Here is a 19,731-nt window from a genome sequence, read left to right on the forward strand (position 1 = left end):
GTGGCGTCGTCCTCGCCGGGACCGGTCTCGTTGGGGCGGACCGGTTCCCGGGTGTCGTTCAGATCAGGCCCAGGGCCTCCAGCACCACCTCGGGCGTCACCGGCTGGCGCGCGACCCGGGCCCCGAAGGGCCGGAGCGCGTCGTTGATGGCGTTGACCACCGCCGCTGGCGCGCCGGCGGTGCCGGCCTCGCCCGCGCCCTTGGCGCCGATCTCCGAGGAGGCCGTCGCCGAGACGACGTGGGCGACCGCGATGTCGGGCATCTCGCAGGCCATCGGCACGAGGTAATCGGCCATCGAGCCGTTCTGGAGCTGGCCGTCCGCGTCGTAGAGGCAGTGCTCGAACAGCGCCCCGCCGATCCCCTGGACGATGCCGCCGCGGATCTGCTCGTCGACGAGGAGCGGGTTGAGCACGGTGCCGCAATCCTCGACGCACCAATGCTTGAGGAGCCGCACGAACCCGGTCTGCATGTCGACCTCGACGTAGGAGGCCTGGACGCCGTTGGTGAAGGCGAAGGGGTAGTCCTTCGGCACGTAGTGCCGGGTCGCGACGAATTCCGGCTGCACGCCCGGCGGCAGGGTGTCGGGCCGGAAGTAGACGATGCGGCCGAGCTCCGCGAGGGTCATGCGCTCGGCCCCCGTCGCGGCATCGACCACGGCGCCGTCGCGGACGTCGAGGCTTCCCGGGTCGGCCTGCAGGATCGCGCCCGCCACCGACACGACGTTCCCGCGCAGGGCCTTGCCGGCCTGCCAGGCGGCCTCGCCGCCGATGCCGGCCCCGCGCGAGGCCCAGGTGCCGCCGCCATAGGGGGTCGTCTGGGTGTCGCCGGAGACGACCCGCACCTTGTCCATCGGCACGCCCGTGGCGGTGGCGACGATCTGGGCGATGATGCCCTCGGTGCCCTGGCCCTGCTCGGTCACGCTCACCGCGGCGACCACGCCGCCCTGCGGGTCGAGCCGGAGGGTGCAGCCGTCCTGCGAGGAGATGCGCGCCCCCCCGACCCCGTAGAAGGCCGCCGACGGGTTGGTGATCTCGATGAAGGCGGCGAGCCCGATGCCGCGGTGGATGCCCTGCCGGCGCAAGGCCGCCTGCTCGGCCCGCAGGTGCTCGTAGCCCATCATCGCCTTCAGCTTGGCGAGGGCCGCCTGGTGCGACAGCTTCTCGAGCCTGATGCCCGACACCCCGGCGCACGGATAGGCGTCGTCCGGGATGACGTTGCGCTCGCGAACGCTGAGCGGATCGAGCCCGAGCCGGGCGGCGCCGAGATCGACCAGCCCCTCGGCCACCATGGTGGCGATCGGGTGGCCCACCGCCCGGTACTGGCAGGTCGGCGCCTTGTTCTGGAGCACCACCCGGGCCCGGGCGCGGTAATGTCGGTGGCGGTAGGGACCGCCGGTCAGGTTGACGACCTGGTTGGCCTCGACCGCGCTGGTGCGCGGATAGACCGAATAGGGCCCGATGCCCGTCAGGTCGTCCATGTCGATCGCCAGGATGTCGCCCTCGGCGGAGAAGGCCATGCGGGCGGTGACCCGGTGGTCGCGGGCGTGGATGTCGCTCTGGAAGCTCTCGAGCCGGTCGGCGACGAACTTGACCGGGCGCTTGAGCATCAGCGCCAGCGCGCAGGTCGCCATCTCGTCGGGATAGATGTGGACCTTGATCCCGAACGAGCCGCCGACATCCCGGCAGATCACCCGCACCGCCCCCTCGGGTAAGGAGAGGTGCTTGCACAGGATGTCCTGCATCATGTGCGGCGCCTGGAACGAGTGGTGGACGGTGAGCATCCCGTCCGCCGGGGCCCAGTCGGCCAGGATCGCCCGGGGCTCCAGGCACACGCCGGTATGGCGGCCGAAGTGAAACGTCTCCTCGACGACGACCTCCGCGTCGCGGAACGTCGCATCGACCTCGCCGACGTCGAGGACGCGCTCGAAGGCGAGGTTGTCGCCGAGTTCGGGGTGGATCGCCGGCGTCCCGGGATCGAGGGCCGTTTCCATCTCGACCACGGCGGGGAGCGGCTCGAACTCGACCTCGACCAGGGCCAGCGCATCCTCGGCCTCGGCGCGGCTGTGGGCGACGACCGCGCAGAGCGGCTCCCCGACCCAGGTCGCCCGGTCGATCGCCAGGGCGTGCTGGGGCGCCGAGCGCAGGCCCTTGAAGTGGCCGAGCACCCCGATCCAGGGGGTGCAGACCTGCGCCAGCTCCGCCCCGGTCACGACCGCGATCACCCCCGGCATCGCCCGGGCGGCCTGCGTGCCGACCGACAGGATGCGGGCATGGGCATGCGGGCTGCGCAGGAAGGCGACGTGGGCGAGGCGGGCCATCGCCACGTCGTCGACGTAGACGCCGCGGCCCTCCAGCAGGCGCCGGGCGTTCGGCCGCGGGACCGAGCGGCCGATATAGCTGTTCGGCCGGTCGAGGAAGGTGAGGCCGGTCGCGTCGGTGCTCATTCAACGGCCTCCCGGCGGGCATCGCGGCGGGCCTCCGCCGTCGTCGCGATGGCGTCCACGATGGCGTGGTAGCCGGTGCAGCGGCAGTAATTGCCGGAGATCGCCGCGCGGATCTCCTCGCGCGAGGATGCGGCGGCCTCGTCGGCCAGAAGCTCGGCGGCGGTCACCAGCATCCCGGGCGTGCAGTAGCCGCATTGCAGGGCGTTGCGGGCATGGAAGGCGTCCTGCAGGTCGCGGATGAGCCCGCTCTCGGTCAGTCCCTCGACGGTCTCGATCACGGCGCCGTCGGCCTGGACACCGAGCATCAGGCAGGCGCGCACCGCCCGCCCGTCGACCAGGATCGTGCATGCGCCGCAGACGCCGTGCTCGCAGCCGAGATGCACTCCGGTCAGGCCGAAGGTGCCCCGCAGGAGGTCGCCGAGATGCATCCTCGCCGGCACCCGGGCGCGCACGGCCTCGCCGTTGAGGGTGAAGGCGACCGCGTGCTCGCGGTCCGGGTTCTCAGACGCCATTGCGGCCTCCCTCCGTCACGGTATCCCCGCGCAGCCGGCCGGCCACGCGGCCGAGGAGGACGCGGGCGAGGTGCAGCCGCGTCGCGGCCCTGGTGGCGGGATCGTCCGGCGGGTCGAGCTCGCCGGCGAGCGCGGCCTGCGCCCCCGCGATGTCGCCGGCCTCGACCGCCGCGGCGGCGTCCCGCGCCAGGACCGGCCGGTCGGCGACGCCGAAGAAGGCGAGGCGCAGGTCGGCGAGACCTCCGCCGGCCCGCCGCCCGGTCGCGGCGAGCCCGACGAGGGCGTAGTCGCCGTGGCGCCGCGCCAGTTCGTCGAAGCCCCAGACCGCGTCCTGGCCCGGCACCGGCACCTCGATCGCGGTGACGATCTCGCCGGGCCGCAACGCCGTCGCGTAGAGGCCGAGGAAGAAGTCCCCGGCCGCGATGCGCCGCTCGCCCTCGCGCCCGAGGACCACGATGGTGGCGCCGGCAGCAAGGCAGCAGGCGGGCCATTCGGTGGCGGGGTCGGCCAGCGCCACCGAGCCGCCGATCGTGCCGCGGTTGCGGATCGCCGGATGGGCGATGTGGGGCAGGGCCGCGGCGAAGAGCGGCAGGCGCTCGCGCACGATCGCCGCGGTGCCGACGTCCCGGTGGCGCGTCATGGCGCCGATCCGCACGATGCTGCCCTCCTCCGAGACGCCGGCGAGACCGGGAATCGCGTTCAGGTCGACGAGCAGGCGGGGCGCGGCGAGCCGCATGTTCAGCGCCGTGACGAGGCTCTGGCCGCCCGCGAGGGGGGCCGCCTCCTCGCCGTGCTCGGCGAGCAGCGCCAGGGCCGCGTCGAGCGAGGCGGGGCGGGCATAGGCGAAGTCGGGCGCCTTCACGCGCGGGTCCTCCTCCGGACGGGCTTGCCCACGGAGGACTTGCCCAAGGTGGGCTTGCTCATGACCGCCCCGATGGGACAGGCTGGAAGCCATTATTGATCGTTCGCTCAATAGAAGGCCAAACCGCGATGGCGTCAAGCAGGCCCGAGGGCCGCAAGGCGGGGGACGGGACGGGCGGCACCCCGACCGGGCGGCGGCTGACGGCGGAGAGCCGCGAGCGCCAGATCGTCGAGGGGGCGATCGCCTACTTCGCCGAGGTCGGCCTCGACGGGCATACCCGCGAGCTCGCCCGCCGCCTCGGCATCACCCAGCCGCTCCTGTTCCGTTACTTCCCCACCAAGGCGGCGCTGATCGAGCGCATCTACCAGGAGGTCTATCTCCGGCGCTGGAAGCCCGACTGGGAGGAGACGGTGCGCGACACCGCCCTGCCCTGCCTGGAGCGGTTCCGGCGCTTCGAGATCGATTACCAGCGCACGATCGACGACTATGCCTGGCTGCGGATCTTCGTCTCGGCCGGGCTCAAGGGCTTCGACCTCCCGAGCCGCTATCTCGGCATGGTGCGCGAGCGCATCTTCGCGCCGCTCCTGGCCGACATGCGGGCGGAATCGCACCTGCCGGACCCGCAGGCCCAGCCCCTCGCAGCGGAGGAGTTCGAGCTGCTCTTCGGCATCCACGGCGCCCTGGTCTATGTGGGCCTGCGCTCGCGGGTCTACGGGATGGACGGCACCGCCGACCGCGACGCCGTGCGCGCCGCGATGCTGGACGCCGCCCTGCCGGGCCTGCTCGCGACCCATCGCCGGGTGGTGACCCGGGCGAGACCGTCGGAGCCGGGCGGCGGGTGAACGGGCGGTGCCCGGCCCGAGGCCGGCGAACGGGCCGGCCGGAATGAATCCGGCCCTCCCCGGGTTCCGGCCCGCCCGGACCCGCCGCCACAGCGGATTCCGACCCGCCGCGCCTTTACAGAGGCTCTCACATCATCGAAGATCAATGAAAGAGTATTTCACAGAATGAAATAGACATGAAGGAAACGCCTGCACGCGTGCGCCGCCCCGGCGACGGGCGGACCTGCACGGCCTGCCGGCCCCCGAGGCTGCGGCAGGGCTGGCGCCGCCCCGGCTCCGCTCCGCCCCGACCGGCCGCCCTCCGATGACGCGGCCCGAGAGCGCGCGGCGCGCGCCCTATTCGCGGGCGGAGATGAGGCGGCTCGTGGCGCCGGAGAGCGTTGCCGTCGTCGGCGTGTCCGAGCGGCCGAACGCCTTCGGCAGCCGCACGGTCGCCAACCTGCGGACCTTCGACGGCCGCCTCTACCCGATCAACGCCCGGCATGCCGAGATCGCCGGCCGGCCGTGCTACCCGGACCTCGCGGCCCTGCCCGAGATCCCGGATTGCGTCGTGATCGCGACCCCGCGCGAGGCGGTCGAGCCGGTCGTGCGCGACTGCGCGGCGCGGGGCGTCGGCGCCGTCCTGGTGCTCGCGGCCGGGTTCGCGGAGACCGGCAAGCCGGAGCACGCCGCGCTCCAGCAGCGCCTCGTGGAGATCGCGCGGGGCGCGGACATGCGCCTCGTCGGGCCGAACACGATCGGCCTCGTCAACTACGCGCGAGGGGCCGGCCTCACCTTCTCGGCCATGCCCGAGCGCCGGCCGCTCCGGCCGCACGCGATCGGGATCGTGAGCCAGTCGGGCTCCCTCGGCTTCTCCCTGGCGCAGGGGATCGAGCGCGGCGTCTCGGTCAGCCACGTCCTCACCGCCGGCAATTCCTGCGACGTCGACGTCGCCGACCACGTCGCCTACCTGGCGCAGGATCCGCAGTGCCGGGCGATCGCCTGCCTGTTCGAGGGCATGGCCGATCCGGGCCGGATGCTCCGGGCCGCGGCGCTTGCCTGGGAGGCCGACAAGCCGCTCGTCCTCTACAAGATCGCCACCGGCCAGGAGGGCGCCCGGGCGGCTCTCTCGCATACGGGCTCGCTCGCCGGATCCGACGCGGCCTATGCCGCCGGCCTCGCCCGCGCCGGCGTGATCCAGGTCGACACGCTCGAGGCGCTGGTCGAAGCGGCGGCCTTCTTCGCCAAGGCCGGCGCCCCGCGGGCGAAGGGCGTCGCCGTGATCGCGACCTCCGGCGGCGCGACCATCATCGCCGCCGACAAGGCGGAGGCGCACGGCGTCTGCCTGCCGCAGCCCGGCCCCGAGGCGGCCGCCGTGCTCGCGGCGCAGGTGCCGGAATACGGCTCGACCCGCAACCCGTGCGACGTGACCGCCCAGGTCATCGGCTCGGCCGACAGCCTCGCGGCCTGCGCCGGGGCGCTGCTGGCCGATCCGCTCTACGGCATCATGGTGACCTCGCACGCCTACGCCTACGAGTCGGCCACGGCCCGGCTGCCGGTGTTCAGCCGGGCCGCGGCGGCTCACGCCAAGATCGTCTGCAACGTCTGGGCGCCGGAATGGCTCGGGGGCCCGGGTGCGCGCGAGACCGAGAGCGATCCGCATCTCGCGCTGTTCCATTCGATGGACCGCTGCTTTGCCGCGATCAAGGCCTGGCACCGGCGGGCCGCCCTGCGGCAGGCCGGCCGAAGCGACGAGGGCCGGATCTCGGACCCGGCCGCCCGGGACCGGCTGGCGGCGCTCATCGGGCAGACGGCCGGGTCCACGCTGACCGAGCGGGAGGCGAAGGGCGTGATCGCCCTCTACGGCATCCCGGTCGTCGAGGACCGATTGGTCGGGTCCGCGGCGGAGGCCCGCGCGGCGGCGGAGGCGATCGGATTCCCCGTGGTGCTCAAGGGCGAGAGCCCGGACATCCTGCACAAGACCGAGGCGGGGCTGGTCAAGCTCGGCCTCGGGAGCGCGGCCGAGGTCGAGCGCGCCCATGCGGAGATCCTGGCGGCGGTCGAGGCCCACGCGCCCCGGGCGGATTTCCGGGGCGTCGTCGTCCAGCCGATGATCCCGCGAGGCGTCGAGGTCATGGTCGGCGCCCGGCACGACCCGCAATTCGGCCCGCTCGTCGTCGTCGGGCTCGGCGGCATCCTGGTGGAAATCCTGCGCGACACCGCGCTCTCCCTCGCACCGGTCGGCCGCGCGGAGGCCGAGGCGATGGTGCGCGGCCTGAAGGGGGCGGCCCTGCTCGACGGCTTTCGCGGTGCGCCGGCGGTGGATGTCGGGCGGCTCGCCGAGATCGTGTCCCGCTTCTCCGAACTCGCGGCGGATGCGGGCGGGGCCATCGCCGAGATGGAGATCAACCCGCTCATCTGCGCCGGCGACCGGATCGTCGCCGCCGATGCGCTGATCGTGAAGGGGAGCCTGCCCCGACATGGCTGAGGCGCCCGCGACCGGCGGACCGGCCCTGGTCCCGGTGCTGCCGAACCACCGTTTCGACGAGGCGGCGTTGAGGCGCTACCTCGCCCCGCTGCTGCCGGGCGTGGCGGACGGGCTCACGGTGCGCCAGTTCCAGGGCGGGCAGTCCAACCCGACCTTCCACCTCGCCACGCCCGTCGCGGCCTACGTGCTGCGCAAGAAGCCCGGCGGGGCGCTCCTGCCCTCCGCCCATGCGGTGGACCGCGAGTACCGGGTGCTCGGCGCGCTGAGCCGCACCGACGTGCCGGTCCCCCGGGTCCGGCTCTATTGCGACGATTCGAGCGTCGTCGGCACCCCGTTCTACGTGATGGACTACCTCGAAGGCCGGGTCTTCGCCGAGCGCGACATGCCGGGCGTCGATCCCGACCACCGCCGGGCGGCCTTCCTCGACGCGGCGCGGGTGCTCGGGCGCCTGCACCGCCTCGACCCCGCCGGCGTGGGTCTCGGCGATTACGGCCGCCCCGGCCATTATGTCGGGCGCCAGGTCGCGCGCTGGACGAAGCAGTACCGGGCCGCCGCCCTCGCGCCGGAGCCGGCGATGGACCGGCTGATCGCCTGGCTCGAGGCCCACGCCGACATCCCCGACGAGACCGCCATCGTCCACGGCGATTACCGCCTCGGCAACCTGATGCTGCACCCGGCGGAGCCGCGGGTGATCGCGGTCCTCGACTGGGAGCTCTCGACGCTGGGCCATCCGCTCGCCGACCTCGCCTATTGCCTGCTGCCCTGGCGCACGACGCCCGCCGAGCAGGGGCTCGTCGGGCGCGACGTGGCCGGTCTCCCGGCCGAGGCGGAGTTCGTCGCCGCCTACGCCGCGGCGGCCGGGCGCCCGGTGCCGGCCGATCTCGACGTCTTCGTGGTGTTCTCGCTGTTTCGCTGGGCGGCGATCGTCGCCGGCGTCTATCGCCGCGCCCTCGACGGCAACGCCTCCGACGCCCGGGCCGTCGACGTCGCGGGCGAGAAATTCCGCCGGCTCGCCCGCCGCGGGGAGGAGATCGCCCATGGCCGCTGACACGAGCCCCGAAATCCTGTCCGACCTCGACGACGGAATCCTGACGATCACCCTCAACCGGCCGGACAAGCTGAACGCCTTCACGGCGACCATGCGGGAAGGCATGGTCGCCTGCCTCGACCGGGCCGACCGGGACGACGCCGTGCGGGCCGTGATCGTGACCGGACACGGCCGCGGATTCTGCGCCGGCGCCGACATGTCGGCCGGCGCCTCCCGCTTCGACGTCGCCGGCCGGGCCGAGGCGGCCGCCGACGAGGAGGCCCTGCGCGATTCGGGCGGGCGGCTGGCGTTGCGCCTGTTCGAGAGCACGAAGCCCGTCATCGCGGCGGTGAACGGGGCGGCGGTCGGGGTCGGCGCCACGATGCTGCTGCCGATGGATATCCGTCTCGCCGCGACGAGCGCGCGCTTCGCCTTCCCGTTCACCCGGCGCGGGCTCGTGCCGGAGGCGTGCTCGTCGTGGTTCCTGCCCCGCGCGGTGGGCATGCAGCGGGCGATGGAATGGGTCGCGACCGGTCGGCTGATCCCGGCCGAGGAGGCGCTGGCGAGCGGCCTCGTGCGCAGCCTGCACGCCCCCGAGGACCTCCTGCCGGCCGCCCGTGCGCTGGCGCGCGAGATCGCGGAGGCCGCCGCGCCGGTCTCGGTCGCGCTCGCCCGGCAGATGCTGTGGCGGATGCTCGGGGCCGACCACCCGATGGAGGCGCACCGGATCGAGAGCCGGCTGCTGGCCGAGCGCGGCCGCAGCCCCGACGTCAAGGAGGGCGTGACCTCGTTCTTCGAGAAGCGGGCGCCGGCCTTCTCGGGACGGGTCTCGGCCGACATGCCCGAAGCCTATCCGTGGTGGCGCGAGCGTCCCTACCGCGAGGGTTGAACGGACCGCGCGGCCAAGACCGATGGGAGGAACCGAGATGACCGACATCACCGTGCTGGCGACGGGCCTGCGCTTCCCCGAGGGGCCGGTCGTCCTGGCGGACGGGACCATCGCCCTCGTCGAGATCGCCCGCGGGACGGTCTCGCGGGTCGCCCTCGACGGGACGGTCTCGGTCATCGCCGAACCGGGCGGCGGGCCGAACGGCCTCGCGCTCGGGCCGGACGGGATGCTCTACGTCTGCAACAACGGGGGCTTCGCCTGGCACGAGGAGCCGGGGATGATCCGGCCCGTCGGCACCCCGGACGACTATTCCGGCGGCCGGATCGAGCGGGTCGATCCGCGCACCGGCGCCTGCACGGTGCTCTACGACCGATGCGGCGACACGCGGCTGAAAGGGCCCAACGACATCGTCTTCGACCGCGCGGGCGGCTTCTACTTCACCGATCTCGGCAAGGCGCGCCACCGCGACCGCGACCAGGGCAGCGTCTACTACGCCAAGGCCGACGGCTCGTTCATCACCGAGGTGGTGCACCCGATCCTGACCCCGAACGGCATCGGGCTCTCGCCGGACGAGACGGTCCTCTACGTCGCCGAGACCGAGGGCGGGCGGCTCTGGGGGTTCGACCTCGCCGAGCCGGGCCGGATCCGGCGCCGCCCCTTCCCGTCGCCGCATGGCGGCCGCTTCCTGTTCAACCAGGCGGGCTACGAGCGCTACGACAGCCTCGCGGTCGAGGCCTCCGGCAACATCTGCGTGGCGACCCTGATGACCGGGGCGATCACCGTGATCTCGCCGGAGGGGGATCTGGTGGAGAGTATTTCGATGCCGGACGTCTACACCACCAACCTCTGTTTCGGTGGGCCGGATTTACGGAAAGCCTACGTGACGCTGTCGGGCACCGGGCAACTGGTGCGGGTGCCGTGGCGGCGGCCGGGCTTGAGGCTCAACTTCGCGCCGTGAGCTGCACGGCCCTTTGGAGAATCCGCAGGATTTCACACCCTCGGCGTCAGCCCGGGTTCCGCTTTCGCAGCCCCGGGATGACCCTGAGGGTTTGACCTCGGTCGGGAGAACCGAGCATCACCCGCCCCGCATCGCCGTGAGCGCATCCGCGATCTCGGCCGCCGCCGCCCGCAGCGGCGCGACGAAGCGGGCGACCACCTCGGCCTCGGTGAGCGAGTTGCGCAGGTACATCAGGTTGAGGCTTCCGACCGCGACCCCGCCGATCAGCACCGGCACGCCGATCGCCGAGGCGACGCCGTTATAGGAGGTGCGCGAGTAATCCTCGTTCATGCCGGCATAGCCGTTGTCCCGCACGCGCGCGAGCCGCCGCTCGAGCGAAGCGGGATCGCCGATGACGGCGTTCCACGGATCGTCCGAGCCGGCGAGCGCCGCCAGCGCCCGGGCGCGGGTCTCCGGGTCGCAGAAGGCCAGGAACGCCAGGCCCAGCGAGGTGCCGAGCAGCGGCGCCCGGTAGCCGGGCCGGCGGTTGAAGTGCAGCACGCCCTCGCTGCGGCTGGTGCGCGCCACCACCATCGCGTCGCCGTCGAAGACCGAGACATCGGAGGGCCATTGCAGGGCCGCGTGCAGCCGCGCCAGGATCGGGGCGGCGGCGAATGCCATCTCCTCGTGCTTCCGGTAGCCGCTGCTGAGTTCGAGCGTGCGCCCGGTGACGACGTAGACCGGCCGTGCGGGATGGCGTGCCACCAGCCCGGCATGGATCAGCGTCTCCAGCATCCTGACGATGGTCGGGCGGTTGAGCCCGGTCTCGCGAAAGAGGTCGCCGACGCCCGCCTCCTTGAGGCGGTTGAGCGCGGCCAGGACCTCCAGCACCCGCAGGGCCGCCGTGACGGGCTCGAAGGACGGCATCAGGACATCTCGCGATCGATGCGGCGGGACACGACGGCGCCGTTGCATCCGCCACCGATCCGTCTACACTGTTTTGAACGATCATTTCAACTAATGAAATATAACAGATCGTCAGCGGGAGGAGCGTGGCATTGGCGGGCGCGGAGCAGGCAGGTGCGGCGGCCGGACCGGCGCCGAAGGCGCAGGAGCCGAAGGGCCCGCTGCACGGGCTGACGGTCCTCGACCTCTCCCGCGTGCTCGCAGGACCCTGGGCGTCGCAGGTTCTCGGCGATCTCGGCGCCGAGATCTGGAAGATCGAGCGGCCGGAGACCGGCGACGACACCCGCCTCTGGGGACCGCCCTTCATGCAGGGGCCGGACGGTCCGTCCGACGCCGCCTATTATCTCTGCGCCAACCGCAACAAGCGCAGCGTCGCGATCGATTTCGGCACGCCGGAGGGCGCGGCGCTCGTGCGTCGCCTGGCCGAGCGGGCCGACATCCTGGTCGAGAACTTCAAGACCGGGGCGCTCGCCCGCTACGGCCTCGACTATGCGTCGCTCTCGGCCGCCAATCCGGGCCTGATCTACTGCTCGGTGACCGGCTTCGGTCAGACCGGGCCCTACGCCTCGCGGGGGGGCTACGACTTCCTGATCCAGGGCATGAGCGGCCTGATGAGCGTCACCGGCCGGCCGGACGACGAGCCGGGCGCCGGCCCGATCAAGGTCGGGCTGCCGGTGAGCGACCTGTTCACCGGCCTCTACGCCGCGACCTCGATCCTCGCCGCCCTCCACCACCGCACCGCCACCAGCGAGGGCCAGCACATCGACTGCGCCCTCCTCGACAGCCAGGTCGCGGTGCTGGTCAACCAGGGCATGAACCACATCGTCGGCGGGCAGATTCCCGGCCGGCTCGGCAATTCGCACCCGAACGTGGTGCCCTACCGCGAGTTCCAGACGGCGGACGGCCACGTGCTGGTCGCCTGCGGCAATGACGGACAGTTCCGCAGCCTGTGCGGGCTCCTGAACCTCCCCGAACTCGCCGCCGACCCGCGCTTCTCCGACAATGTCGGGCGCCTGCGCGACCGCAAGGAGCTGGAGGCGACGTTGGGCGCCGCGATCCGGCAATGGACCTCCGCCGACTTCTTCGCCGCCATGGAGGCGGGGGGCGTGCCGGGCGGGCCGATCAACCGCATCGACCAGATCCTCGCCGACCCGCAGGTCGCGGCCCGCGGCCTGCTCAAGCGGATGGAGCGCAGCGACGGCACGCCGGTCACGGTGATCGGCTATCCGGGCCGGCTGTCGCGCACGCCCGCCACCTACCGCATCGCCCCCCAGACGCTGGGCGAGGCCACCGCCGAGGTGCTGGCTTCGCTTGGAGTGGACGAGGCGGAGCGGGCGAGCTTGCGGGAGAAGGGGGTGATCCGTGACGGACGCTGATCCCCTCCCCCGCCGCGAGCCCCCACCGGTGCGCTCAGGCCGGCAGCACCCGCCGCTCCTGCAGATCCGCCAGCCACCAGGCCAGGGACGCCTCGGTGTCGATGCACTCGCTGAACCCCGCCTGCCGGATCTTGATCGTGCTGAGCAGCGACGCGGTCGAGTGGGTGCGCGAGAAGGCGAAATCGGCGAATTGCCAGGAGGCGCCGACCAGCCGGTCGAGGGACAGGGGCCTCAGGCCGTGGCGGGCGACGATTGCCTGCCAGGTGGCGGCCCGGCCCGGCATGATGCGCGACAGCGGCATCGGATGCGGCAACCCGACCTCCATGCGGAAGGCCCGGGCGATCACCGGCCACAGGTTCTCCCAGGTGAGGACGTCGCCGTTGGTGACGTTGAAGGTCTGGTTCGCGGCAGCCTCGCTGCGCCCCGCCCAGGCGATGGCGCGGGCGAGCAGGCGGGCATCCGTCGCCTCGGTGACGCGGGTGCCGGTGCCCGGATAGACGAGCGGCAGGCCGAGTTCCCGGCTGATCGCCGCGTAGGCGCCCGCCGCCGCGATCATGTTCATGGCGCTGCCCTCCGCGAAGCCGAACACCACCTGCGGCCGAAAGATCGTCCAGTTCCAGGCTTGTCCGGCCTGTCGCTCCGCCAGAAAGTCCTCCTGCGCCCAGTAGAAGTTCGGGTGGATGTGGCGGGGCGCGCTCTCGCGGGCCGGGACCGGGATCTGGCCGAGATGGACCCCGTAGGCCTTGGCGCCCTGGAGCAGGGCGACGTGGCAAAGCCCCGGATTCTGCGGCTCCACCGCGTCGAGGAGGTTGGCCAGCATCGCCCGGTTGGTGGCGATCTGGTCGTCGTCGAGCCAGCCGCCGGTCAGGTCCGGCTTCTCGTAGAGCGCCGCGTAGACGACGTGCGTGAGGCTGCGGACCTCCGACAGCCGCGCCCGGGTTTGCGCGGCGTCCTGGAGATCGACCGCCAGATGCGCCGCGCCCGTCGCCGGCTCGGGCGGGCGACGCGACAGGGCGATCACCTCCCAGCCCGCGCCCAAGTAATGATCGATCACCGCCCGTCCGACCAGCCCGCCGGCACCGGCTACCAGCACAGTTCCTTTTCGGTTCATCGCGCCCTCCGCGTTGCGAATGCCACGATATACAGATAGACGACACATAAAGACAATGCTATGACTAGCAAAACGAGCAAATAATGCCAAAATAGATTTGCTCAAATGTGGGAGGAGCGGACGTGCCATCGAGACGCAGCGTTCTGGCCGGGCTCGCCGCGGCCCCGCTCGTGCCGGCCCTCGCGCGGGCGGCGGAGCCGATCAAGGTCGGGCTCATCATCCCGCTCAGCGGCGGTGCCGGCCGGCAGGGGCAGGACGTCACCCACGCGGTGCAGGGCATGGCGGCGCTCATCAACGAGGGCGGCGGCGTGCTCGGCCGGCCGGTCGAGATCCTGGTGCGCGACGACGAGAGCACCCCGGCGATCGGCGTCGCCAAGGCGAACGAGCTGGCGGCGGCCGGCGTCGCGGTGGTGCTGGAGGGCTGGAACAGCCCGGTGACGCTCGCGATGCAGTCGGTCCTGGCGCGGGCCGGCATCCTCGACATCACGATGATCTCGAAGGCCGACGCGATCCTGGCCAGCGCCTCGAACCCCCTGGCGATCCGCCTCAACAGCGCCAACGTGCAGGACGCGGCCATCATCGCCCGGTATCTCGGCAGTAAAACGAAGACGGCGCGCATCGTCTTCGTCACCGAGAACGACGCCTACGGCAACGGCGCCCAGCAGGGCATCGAGGCGGAGTTCAAGAAGGCTAACCTCGACTACACCATCGCCCAGACGCTGAAGTTTCCGTTCCCGCAGACCGACTTCCGGGTCGAGGTCACCAGCATCCGGGACGCGAAACCCGATTACGTCATCAGCATCAACGCCAACGAGGGCGCCGGGCTGCCGGCCTTCCTGCAGCAATACGCGCAAGGGCAGGTCGGCGCGCCGGTGATCTGCACCGTCGGCACCGTCGGCCCGAGCGTGATCGAGACCACCGGCAAGGCGGCGAACGGGCTGCACAGCGCCGACATCTACTTTCCGCAGACCGAGCCCTTCGCCAGCAACCCCGAGAACAAGCGCTTCGTCGCGCAGATGCAGAAGCAGTTCAAGACCGAGCCCGACAAGTTCATGGCGCTCGGCGCCGCCTCGCTCCAGGTCTGGGCCAAGGCGGTGGAGAAGGCCGGCAGCCTCGACCGCAAGGCGGTCGCGGGCGCGATCCGCGGCCAGGAGATCCCCGGCACGATCTTCGGCACCGTCCGCTTCGAGCCCAACGGCCAGATGCAGCACCGGCACTTCGTGTTCACGGTCAAGGATGGCAAGATTGTCGTCGAGAGCTGAGCCTCCGCCGGTCCTCGAAGTCCGCGACCTGTCGGTCCGCTTCGGCGGGTTCCAGGCGTTGACGGAGATGTCGTGGTCCGTCGCCGCCGGGCGGATCCTCGGCATCATCGGGCCGAACGGGGCGGGCAAGAGCACCTGCTTCATGGCCGCCACCAACATGGTGTCGCATGGCGGCACCATCCGGCTCGACGGGGCGGACGTGACGGGCAGGCCGGCTCACGCCCTGGCGCGGTCGGGCCTGCGCCGCACCTTCCAGCAGAACGCGTTCTTCGGCGGCATGACGGTCGCGGAGAACATGGCGGCGGCCCTGATGGAGAGCCGCCCGAGCCCGCTCGCGCAATCGGTGTTCGTGCCCTGGATCGAGGCGCGCCGCCGGCGCGCGATCGACGCGGAGGCGCGGGCCCACCTCCTCGCCTACCACGTGCCCGAGAGCGCCCACGGGCGGCTGCCGGGCGAACTCTCCTACGGCACGCAGCGCATGCTCTCGATCGCGCTCGCCGCCGCCCCCGGTGCCCGCGTCGTTCTCCTCGACGAGCCGGCGGCGGGGTTGGGCGGCCCCGACATGATCGCGCTGCGCAACGTACTCGAACGCATGCGCGACTCAGGCCTCGCCGTGGTCTTGATCGAGCATCACATGGACCTCGTGATGGCCGTCGCCGACGAGGTCGTGGTCCTCGAACTCGGCCGGATGATCGCCGCGGGCCGGCCCGCCGCCATCCAGGCCGATCCGCGCGTGCTGGAAGCCTATCTCGGGAGGGCGGCGTGAGCGCGCGGCTCGAGATCGCCGGCTTGCACGTCGCCTACGGCCAGGCCGAGGCGGTCGCGGTCGAGCGTCTCGTCGTCGAGCCCGGCACCCTCGCCGGGGTGATCGGCGCCAACGGCGCCGGCAAGTCGACGCTCATCAATGCGGTCGCCAACTGGTCGCGGGCCGAGCCGCGGATCACCGGCTCGGTCCGGCTCGACGGGGAGGAACTGACCGGCCTCTCGGCCGAGGAGCACGTGCGCCGCGGCGTCCAGCTCGTGCCGGAGGGGCGCGGCGTGTTCCTGGGCCTCTCCGTCGAGGAGAACCTGAAGGCGGTGGCCCGGCCGGGCGGCCATCATGGCGGCCGCTCCTGCGCGGTCGACGACGTCTACGCCCTCTTCCCGCGCCTGCGCGAGCGCCGGGCGAACCTCGCCGGTTCGCTCTCGGGCGGCGAGCGCCAGATGCTGGCGGTCGGCCGGGCCCTGCGCATGGCCCCGAAACTCCTCCTCCTCGACGAGCCCTCGATCGGGCTCGCCCCGCGGCTCGTCTCGGCGCTGCTCGCCACCATCCGCGAACTGGTCGAGGGCGGGCTGACGGTGCTCCTCGTCGAGCAGAACGTCCACGCGGCGGCCGAGGTCACCGACGTGCTGCACCTCCTGGAGCGCGGCCGCGTGGTCGCCGCCGGCCCGGTGGCCGAGATGCGGAACGACCCGCGCATCGTCGAGGCCTATCTCGGAGCGAGTCACGGATGAACGTCGCCCAGCAACTCGTCAACGGCGTCATCATCGGCCACGCCTACGCGCTCGTCGCGGTCGGCTGGACGCTGCTCCTCGGCGCCGCGCGGCTCGTGAATTTCGGCCACGGCCAGATGTACATGATCGGCGCCTTCGTGGCCTGGTGGGTCATGGCGGCGACCGGCCTGCCCTACCCGGCCGCGGTCGTGGCGGCGGTTCTCCTCGGCGCCGTCCTCGGCGCGGTGATGCAGCGCCTGTTCCTCCGGCTCACGCTCTCGCAGGACCTCGTCAGCCTGATGATCGTGACGCTGGGCTTCGGCCAGGCGCTCGAGGGTGCGGCCGGCCTCGCCTTCGGGCCGAAGCCCCAGACCCTGGCGAGCCCGTTCCAGGCGATGAGCGTCCATCTCGGACCGGTCTGGTTCACCGTGCAGGACGCGATCCTGGTGGTTGCGACGATCCTGGTCTTCGCCGGCCTCTCCCTGGCGCTCCACCGCTCCTGGCTCGGCGCCGCGGTCCGGATGGTGGCCGAGGACCCGCGGCTGACGGCTTTGGGGGGCCTGCGGGTCTCGCGCATCTACATGGGCATCTTCGCCTTCGAGGGCGCGGCGGTCGCCTTCGCGGCGGCGCTCGTCGCGCCGCGCACGCCGATCCTGACCTCGATGGGCTTCGACCAGGTGGTGATGACCTTCGTGGTCGTGGTGCTCGGCGGCATCGGCAGCGTGCTCGGCAGCTACGTCGCCGGGCTCGGCATCGGCCTGTTCACCGCCTTGTTCGGCGCCCTCGTCTCGCCGGCCTACACCACGGCGGCGGTCTTCGCGCTCCTCATCGCCGCGATGGTGCTGCGGCCCGGCGCGCTCGCGGCCTCGGGGAGCTTTGCCCGATGACCCATCCCCTCGCCCGCCTCGTCCTCGCGGCCCTGCTCGCCGCCGCAGGATTCCTCCTCCCGGTGCTGCTCGGGGGCTCGACGCTCGTCTACGATACCCTCGTGGCGATCGCGATCTTTGCCGCGATGTCCTACGGCCTCGACGTGATCCTGTCGGATCTCGGCGAGATCAGCCTCGTCCACACCGCCTTCTTCGCCACCGGCGCCTATGCGGCGGCGATCCTGACCGTCACCTACGGGTTCGGCGCCTGGACGGCGCTCGCCGGCGCGGTGCTGGCGGCCCTCGCCCTCGCCCTGGTGCTCGGGGCGATCACCCTGCGCACGCGGGAATTCGCCTTCTCGCTCGTCACCTACGCGGCGGCGGTGGTGTGCATGAACGTGGCGTCGAACTGGGACTTCCTCGGCGGCTCGGACGGCATCGTCGGCATCCCGCCCCTCGACCTGTCGGTCGGCCCGGTCGAGCTGACGGCCGGGCGCAGCCCCGAATTCTGGCCCTTCGCCTACGCGCTGCTGCTCGTCACCCTCTACGTCGTCCACCGCTTCCGGCGCTCGCGCCTCGGCCAGGCGGCGCTGATGGTGCACATGAACCCGCGGCTCGCCACGATGTGCGGCCTCGACGGCAACCGCATCCGTCTTCAGGTCTTCTTGCTCTCGGCGGTGATCAGCGCCGCGGCCGGCTGGCTCTACGCGTTCCAGCGCGCCTATGTCGGCACCGACCTGTTCGACACCTACTTCCTCGTCCTGATGCTGACCGGGGTGATCCTCGCCGGTCGACGCATCCTGCTCGGGCCACTCCTCGGCACGGCCCTGCTCCTGTTCCAGAAGAGCTTCGCCTCGCTCGGCGCCTACGGCGACAAGCTGGTGCTCGGAGTGGTCCTCGTCGCCGTGCTCTGCCTGTGCCCGCGGGGCCTGGCGAGCCTGTGGCCGCGGCGGCGCTCGGCGCCGGCGGCGACCGGCACCGCGACGGGCGAGATCGGAGCCGCGAGCACCCGCCACGCCTGACATCCCGACGGACGCTCCACCATGCCCTTCACCTACGATTCGCTGATGAACCACCGCATCCCCGAGATGCGCCAGCGCCTCACGCCGCGCGACAGCGTGCTCTACGGGCTCTCGGTCGGGTTCGGTCAGGACCCGCTCGACATCCGCCAGCTCGACTTCGTCGACGCTCACCGGTCGCTCAAGGCGGTGCCGACGATGCCGGTGGTGCTCGCCCATCCGGGCTTCTGGATGGCCGATCCGGCGACCGGCATCGATGCGGTCCGGGTCGTCCACGGCGAGCAGCGCATCGCCCTGCACCGGCCGCTCCCGGTCGAGGGCGAGGTGGTCGGCACCACCCGCATCACCGGGCTCGTCGACAAGGGTGAGGGACGGGGCGCCCTCGTCTACTCGGAGAAGGAGGTGCGGGACGGATCCGGCACGCTGCTCGCGACGACGCGGAGCACCACGTTCCTGCGCGGCGACGGCGGCTTCGGCGGGCCCTCCGGTCCGGTGGCGGAACCGCACCGCCTGCCCGAGACCCCGCCCGACCACGTGGTCGCAATGCCGACCCGGCCCGAGCAGGCACTCTATTACCGCCTCAACGGCGACGACAACCCGCTCCACGCCGATCCGGCCGTGGCGGCGCGGGCCGGGTTCCCGCGCCCGATCCTGCACGGGCTCTGCACGCTCGGCACCGTCGGCCACGCCCTCCTGCGGGTGCTCGGGGATTACGAGCCCGGCCGCTTCCGGGAACTGGGCTTACGCTTCTCCGCGCCGGTCTATCCGGGCGAGACGATCCGGGTGGAGATCTGGCGGGACGGCTCGTTCCGGGCGCTGGTGCCGGAGCGCGACGTGGTGGTCGTCAATCACGGGCGCGCGGTGTTCGCGGCGCCCGAGGACGGAGTGGCGCGATGAGCGGGACGAACCCTTCCGACGAGGCCGTGCTGCTGGAGCGCCGCGACGGCGCGGTCGCGGTCCTGACGCTCAACGAGCCGGGGAAGCGCAACGCGCTGACCCCGGCGATCCGGGTGGCGCTGGCCGAGGCGATCGAGCGCATCGAGCGCGACACCGCGATCCGGGCGGTGGTCGTCACCGGCGGGACGCAGGTCTTCAGCGCCGGCGGCGACCTGACGGCGATGCAGGCCGACGGGCTCGCCGGCGGGCGCGACCGGTTCCGGCTGCTCCACGCCATCGTCCGGGCGATCGTGAAGTCGGGCAAGCCCTACATCGCCGCCGTCGAGGGCTGGGCCGCCGGTGCCGGCTTCAGCGTCGCCCTCCTGTGCGACACGATCGTGGCGGCCGAGGGCGCGCGCTTCGTCGCCTCGTTCCCGAAGGTCGGGCTCGTGGCCGATGCCGGCCTGCTCCACACCCTGCCGGCCCGGGTCGGCCACGGCCGCGCCCGCCAGATCCTGCTCCGGGCCAGCCCCGTCGGCGCCCGGGACGGCCTCGCTATCGGCCTCGTGGACGAGGTCGTACCGGATGGGAGCGCCCTCGACCGGGCGCTCGCGCTCGCCCGCGCCTATGACGGGCTGGCGCCGCTCTCGACCGCGCTGACCAAGGAGTGGCTGGCGCGCGGAATCGACGAGGTCCTCGACTGGGAGCGCAGCGCCCAGGCCGCCCTGTTCCAGACCGCCGACCACCACGAGGGCAAGACCGCCTTCCTCGAGAAGCGCCGGCCCGCCTTCCAGGGACGCTGA

Annotated in this window: 18 protein-coding genes; 13 read left to right on the forward strand and 5 right to left on the reverse strand. The window is 72.4% G+C overall.

All coding sequences use genetic code 11. The features are described from left to right. Positions 1 to 58 precede the first annotated feature (58 nt). Genes G4G93_RS09780 through G4G93_RS09790 form a run of 3 tightly spaced genes read right to left on the reverse strand, consistent with a single transcriptional unit; the run spans position 59 to position 3,817 of the window. Positions 59 to 2,443 (reverse strand): xanthine dehydrogenase family protein molybdopterin-binding subunit, encoded by a 2,385-nt coding sequence (locus G4G93_RS09780; protein WP_165083556.1) that lies wholly within the window; start codon positions 2,441 to 2,443, stop codon positions 59 to 61. Next, positions 2,440 to 2,955, reverse strand: a complete 516-nt coding sequence (locus G4G93_RS09785) for a (2Fe-2S)-binding protein (RefSeq protein ID WP_165083558.1) — start codon at positions 2,953 to 2,955, stop codon at positions 2,440 to 2,442. Before G4G93_RS09785 ends, G4G93_RS09780 begins: the two co-directional genes overlap by 4 nt. Beyond that, a complete protein-coding gene (locus tag G4G93_RS09790; protein WP_165083560.1) occupies positions 2,945 to 3,817 on the reverse strand; it encodes a xanthine dehydrogenase family protein subunit M in 873 nt (290 codons plus the stop codon). Before G4G93_RS09790 ends, G4G93_RS09785 begins: the two co-directional genes overlap by 11 nt. 128 nt (positions 3,818 to 3,945) lie before the next feature. Between G4G93_RS09790 and G4G93_RS09795 the strand changes: the two genes are divergently transcribed. From G4G93_RS09795 to G4G93_RS09815, 5 genes are all read left to right on the forward strand, one after another. After that, positions 3,946 to 4,659, forward strand: a complete 714-nt coding sequence (locus tag G4G93_RS09795; protein WP_165083562.1) for a TetR/AcrR family transcriptional regulator — start codon at positions 3,946 to 3,948, stop codon at positions 4,657 to 4,659. A gap of 364 nt (positions 4,660 to 5,023) precedes the next feature. Continuing rightward, positions 5,024 to 7,126: an acetate--CoA ligase family protein gene (locus G4G93_RS09800; protein WP_206289658.1), complete on the forward strand. Its 2,103-nt coding sequence runs from the start codon at positions 5,024 to 5,026 to the stop codon at positions 7,124 to 7,126. After that, positions 7,119 to 8,174, forward strand: a complete 1,056-nt coding sequence (locus G4G93_RS09805; RefSeq protein ID WP_165083566.1) for a phosphotransferase — start codon at positions 7,119 to 7,121, stop codon at positions 8,172 to 8,174. The genes G4G93_RS09800 and G4G93_RS09805 overlap by 8 nt, the downstream gene beginning before the upstream one ends. Then, positions 8,164 to 9,042 carry a crotonase/enoyl-CoA hydratase family protein gene (locus G4G93_RS09810; protein ID WP_165083568.1) on the forward strand — a complete coding sequence of 293 codons (879 nt, stop codon included), beginning with the start codon at positions 8,164 to 8,166 and terminating at the stop codon, positions 9,040 to 9,042. Before G4G93_RS09805 ends, G4G93_RS09810 begins: the two co-directional genes overlap by 11 nt. A 37-nt stretch (positions 9,043 to 9,079) precedes the next feature. After that, positions 9,080 to 10,000 carry an SMP-30/gluconolactonase/LRE family protein gene (locus tag G4G93_RS09815; protein ID WP_165083570.1) on the forward strand — a complete coding sequence of 307 codons (921 nt, stop codon included), beginning with the start codon at positions 9,080 to 9,082 and terminating at the stop codon, positions 9,998 to 10,000. 117 nt (positions 10,001 to 10,117) lie between these two features. Here the strand turns inward: G4G93_RS09815 and G4G93_RS09820 are convergent, their stop codons facing one another. Next, positions 10,118 to 10,906: an IclR family transcriptional regulator C-terminal domain-containing protein gene (locus tag G4G93_RS09820; protein WP_165083572.1), complete on the reverse strand. Its 789-nt coding sequence runs from the start codon at positions 10,904 to 10,906 to the stop codon at positions 10,118 to 10,120. Between the two features lie 131 nt (positions 10,907 to 11,037). On the opposite strand from G4G93_RS09820, the gene G4G93_RS09825 reads away from it, so the two are divergent. Then, positions 11,038 to 12,321, forward strand: a complete 1,284-nt coding sequence (locus G4G93_RS09825) for a CaiB/BaiF CoA-transferase family protein (protein WP_206289659.1) — start codon at positions 11,038 to 11,040, stop codon at positions 12,319 to 12,321. 34 nt (positions 12,322 to 12,355) lie between these two features. On the opposite strand, the gene G4G93_RS09830 is transcribed toward G4G93_RS09825, so the two are convergent. Beyond that, complete coding sequence (locus tag G4G93_RS09830) at positions 12,356 to 13,432, reverse strand: SDR family oxidoreductase (protein WP_165083574.1); 1,077 nt, start codon at positions 13,430 to 13,432, stop codon at positions 12,356 to 12,358. 122 nt (positions 13,433 to 13,554) lie between these two features. Between G4G93_RS09830 and G4G93_RS09835 the strand changes: the two genes are divergently transcribed. Genes G4G93_RS09835 through G4G93_RS09865 form a run of 7 tightly spaced genes read left to right on the forward strand, consistent with a single transcriptional unit; the run spans position 13,555 to position 19,731 of the window. Beyond that, entirely contained in the window at positions 13,555 to 14,694 is a 1,140-nt protein-coding gene (locus G4G93_RS09835; protein ID WP_165083576.1) for an ABC transporter substrate-binding protein, read from the forward strand. Then, positions 14,678 to 15,460, forward strand: a complete 783-nt coding sequence (locus tag G4G93_RS09840; RefSeq protein WP_246736645.1) for an ABC transporter ATP-binding protein — start codon at positions 14,678 to 14,680, stop codon at positions 15,458 to 15,460. Before G4G93_RS09835 ends, G4G93_RS09840 begins: the two co-directional genes overlap by 17 nt. Beyond that, entirely contained in the window at positions 15,457 to 16,188 is a 732-nt protein-coding gene (locus tag G4G93_RS09845; RefSeq protein WP_165083581.1) for an ABC transporter ATP-binding protein, read from the forward strand. Before G4G93_RS09840 ends, G4G93_RS09845 begins: the two co-directional genes overlap by 4 nt. Continuing rightward, positions 16,185 to 17,054 (forward strand): branched-chain amino acid ABC transporter permease, encoded by an 870-nt coding sequence (locus G4G93_RS09850; protein WP_165083583.1) that lies wholly within the window; start codon positions 16,185 to 16,187, stop codon positions 17,052 to 17,054. Before G4G93_RS09845 ends, G4G93_RS09850 begins: the two co-directional genes overlap by 4 nt. After that, positions 17,051 to 18,055: a branched-chain amino acid ABC transporter permease gene (locus tag G4G93_RS09855; protein ID WP_165083585.1), complete on the forward strand. Its 1,005-nt coding sequence runs from the start codon at positions 17,051 to 17,053 to the stop codon at positions 18,053 to 18,055. Before G4G93_RS09850 ends, G4G93_RS09855 begins: the two co-directional genes overlap by 4 nt. A 21-nt stretch (positions 18,056 to 18,076) precedes the next feature. Continuing rightward, positions 18,077 to 18,949, forward strand: coding sequence for a MaoC/PaaZ C-terminal domain-containing protein (locus tag G4G93_RS09860; protein WP_165083587.1), 873 nt, complete (start codon positions 18,077 to 18,079; stop codon positions 18,947 to 18,949). Then, the gene (locus G4G93_RS09865; protein ID WP_165083589.1) at positions 18,946 to 19,731 is read left to right on the forward strand and encodes an enoyl-CoA hydratase/isomerase family protein; all 786 of its coding nucleotides are present in this window, start codon (positions 18,946 to 18,948) and stop codon (positions 19,729 to 19,731) included. Before G4G93_RS09860 ends, G4G93_RS09865 begins: the two co-directional genes overlap by 4 nt.

The organism is Methylobacterium sp. DB0501, from assembly GCF_011043735.1.
GTDB classification, from domain to species: Bacteria; Pseudomonadota; Alphaproteobacteria; order Rhizobiales; family Beijerinckiaceae; genus Methylobacterium; species Methylobacterium alsaeris.

Coding starts and splice junctions, on each gene's coding strand:
- G4G93_RS09815 (WP_165083570.1), top strand. CDS start 9,080: ATGACCGACATCACCGTGCTGGCGACGGGCCTGCGCTTCCCCGAGGGG.
- G4G93_RS09820 (WP_165083572.1), bottom strand. CDS start 10,906: ATGCCGTCCTTCGAGCCCGTCACGGCGGCCCTGCGGGTGCTGGAGGTC.
- G4G93_RS09850 (WP_165083583.1), top strand. CDS start 16,185: ATGAACGTCGCCCAGCAACTCGTCAACGGCGTCATCATCGGCCACGCC.
- G4G93_RS09795 (WP_165083562.1), top strand. CDS start 3,946: ATGGCGTCAAGCAGGCCCGAGGGCCGCAAGGCGGGGGACGGGACGGGC.
- G4G93_RS09780 (WP_165083556.1), bottom strand. CDS start 2,443: ATGAGCACCGACGCGACCGGCCTCACCTTCCTCGACCGGCCGAACAGC.
- G4G93_RS09785 (WP_165083558.1), bottom strand. CDS start 2,955: ATGGCGTCTGAGAACCCGGACCGCGAGCACGCGGTCGCCTTCACCCTC.
- G4G93_RS09860 (WP_165083587.1), top strand. CDS start 18,077: ATGCCCTTCACCTACGATTCGCTGATGAACCACCGCATCCCCGAGATG.
- G4G93_RS09805 (WP_165083566.1), top strand. CDS start 7,119: ATGGCTGAGGCGCCCGCGACCGGCGGACCGGCCCTGGTCCCGGTGCTG.
- G4G93_RS09810 (WP_165083568.1), top strand. CDS start 8,164: ATGGCCGCTGACACGAGCCCCGAAATCCTGTCCGACCTCGACGACGGA.
- G4G93_RS09830 (WP_165083574.1), bottom strand. CDS start 13,432: ATGAACCGAAAAGGAACTGTGCTGGTAGCCGGTGCCGGCGGGCTGGTC.
- G4G93_RS09855 (WP_165083585.1), top strand. CDS start 17,051: ATGACCCATCCCCTCGCCCGCCTCGTCCTCGCGGCCCTGCTCGCCGCC.
- G4G93_RS09865 (WP_165083589.1), top strand. CDS start 18,946: ATGAGCGGGACGAACCCTTCCGACGAGGCCGTGCTGCTGGAGCGCCGC.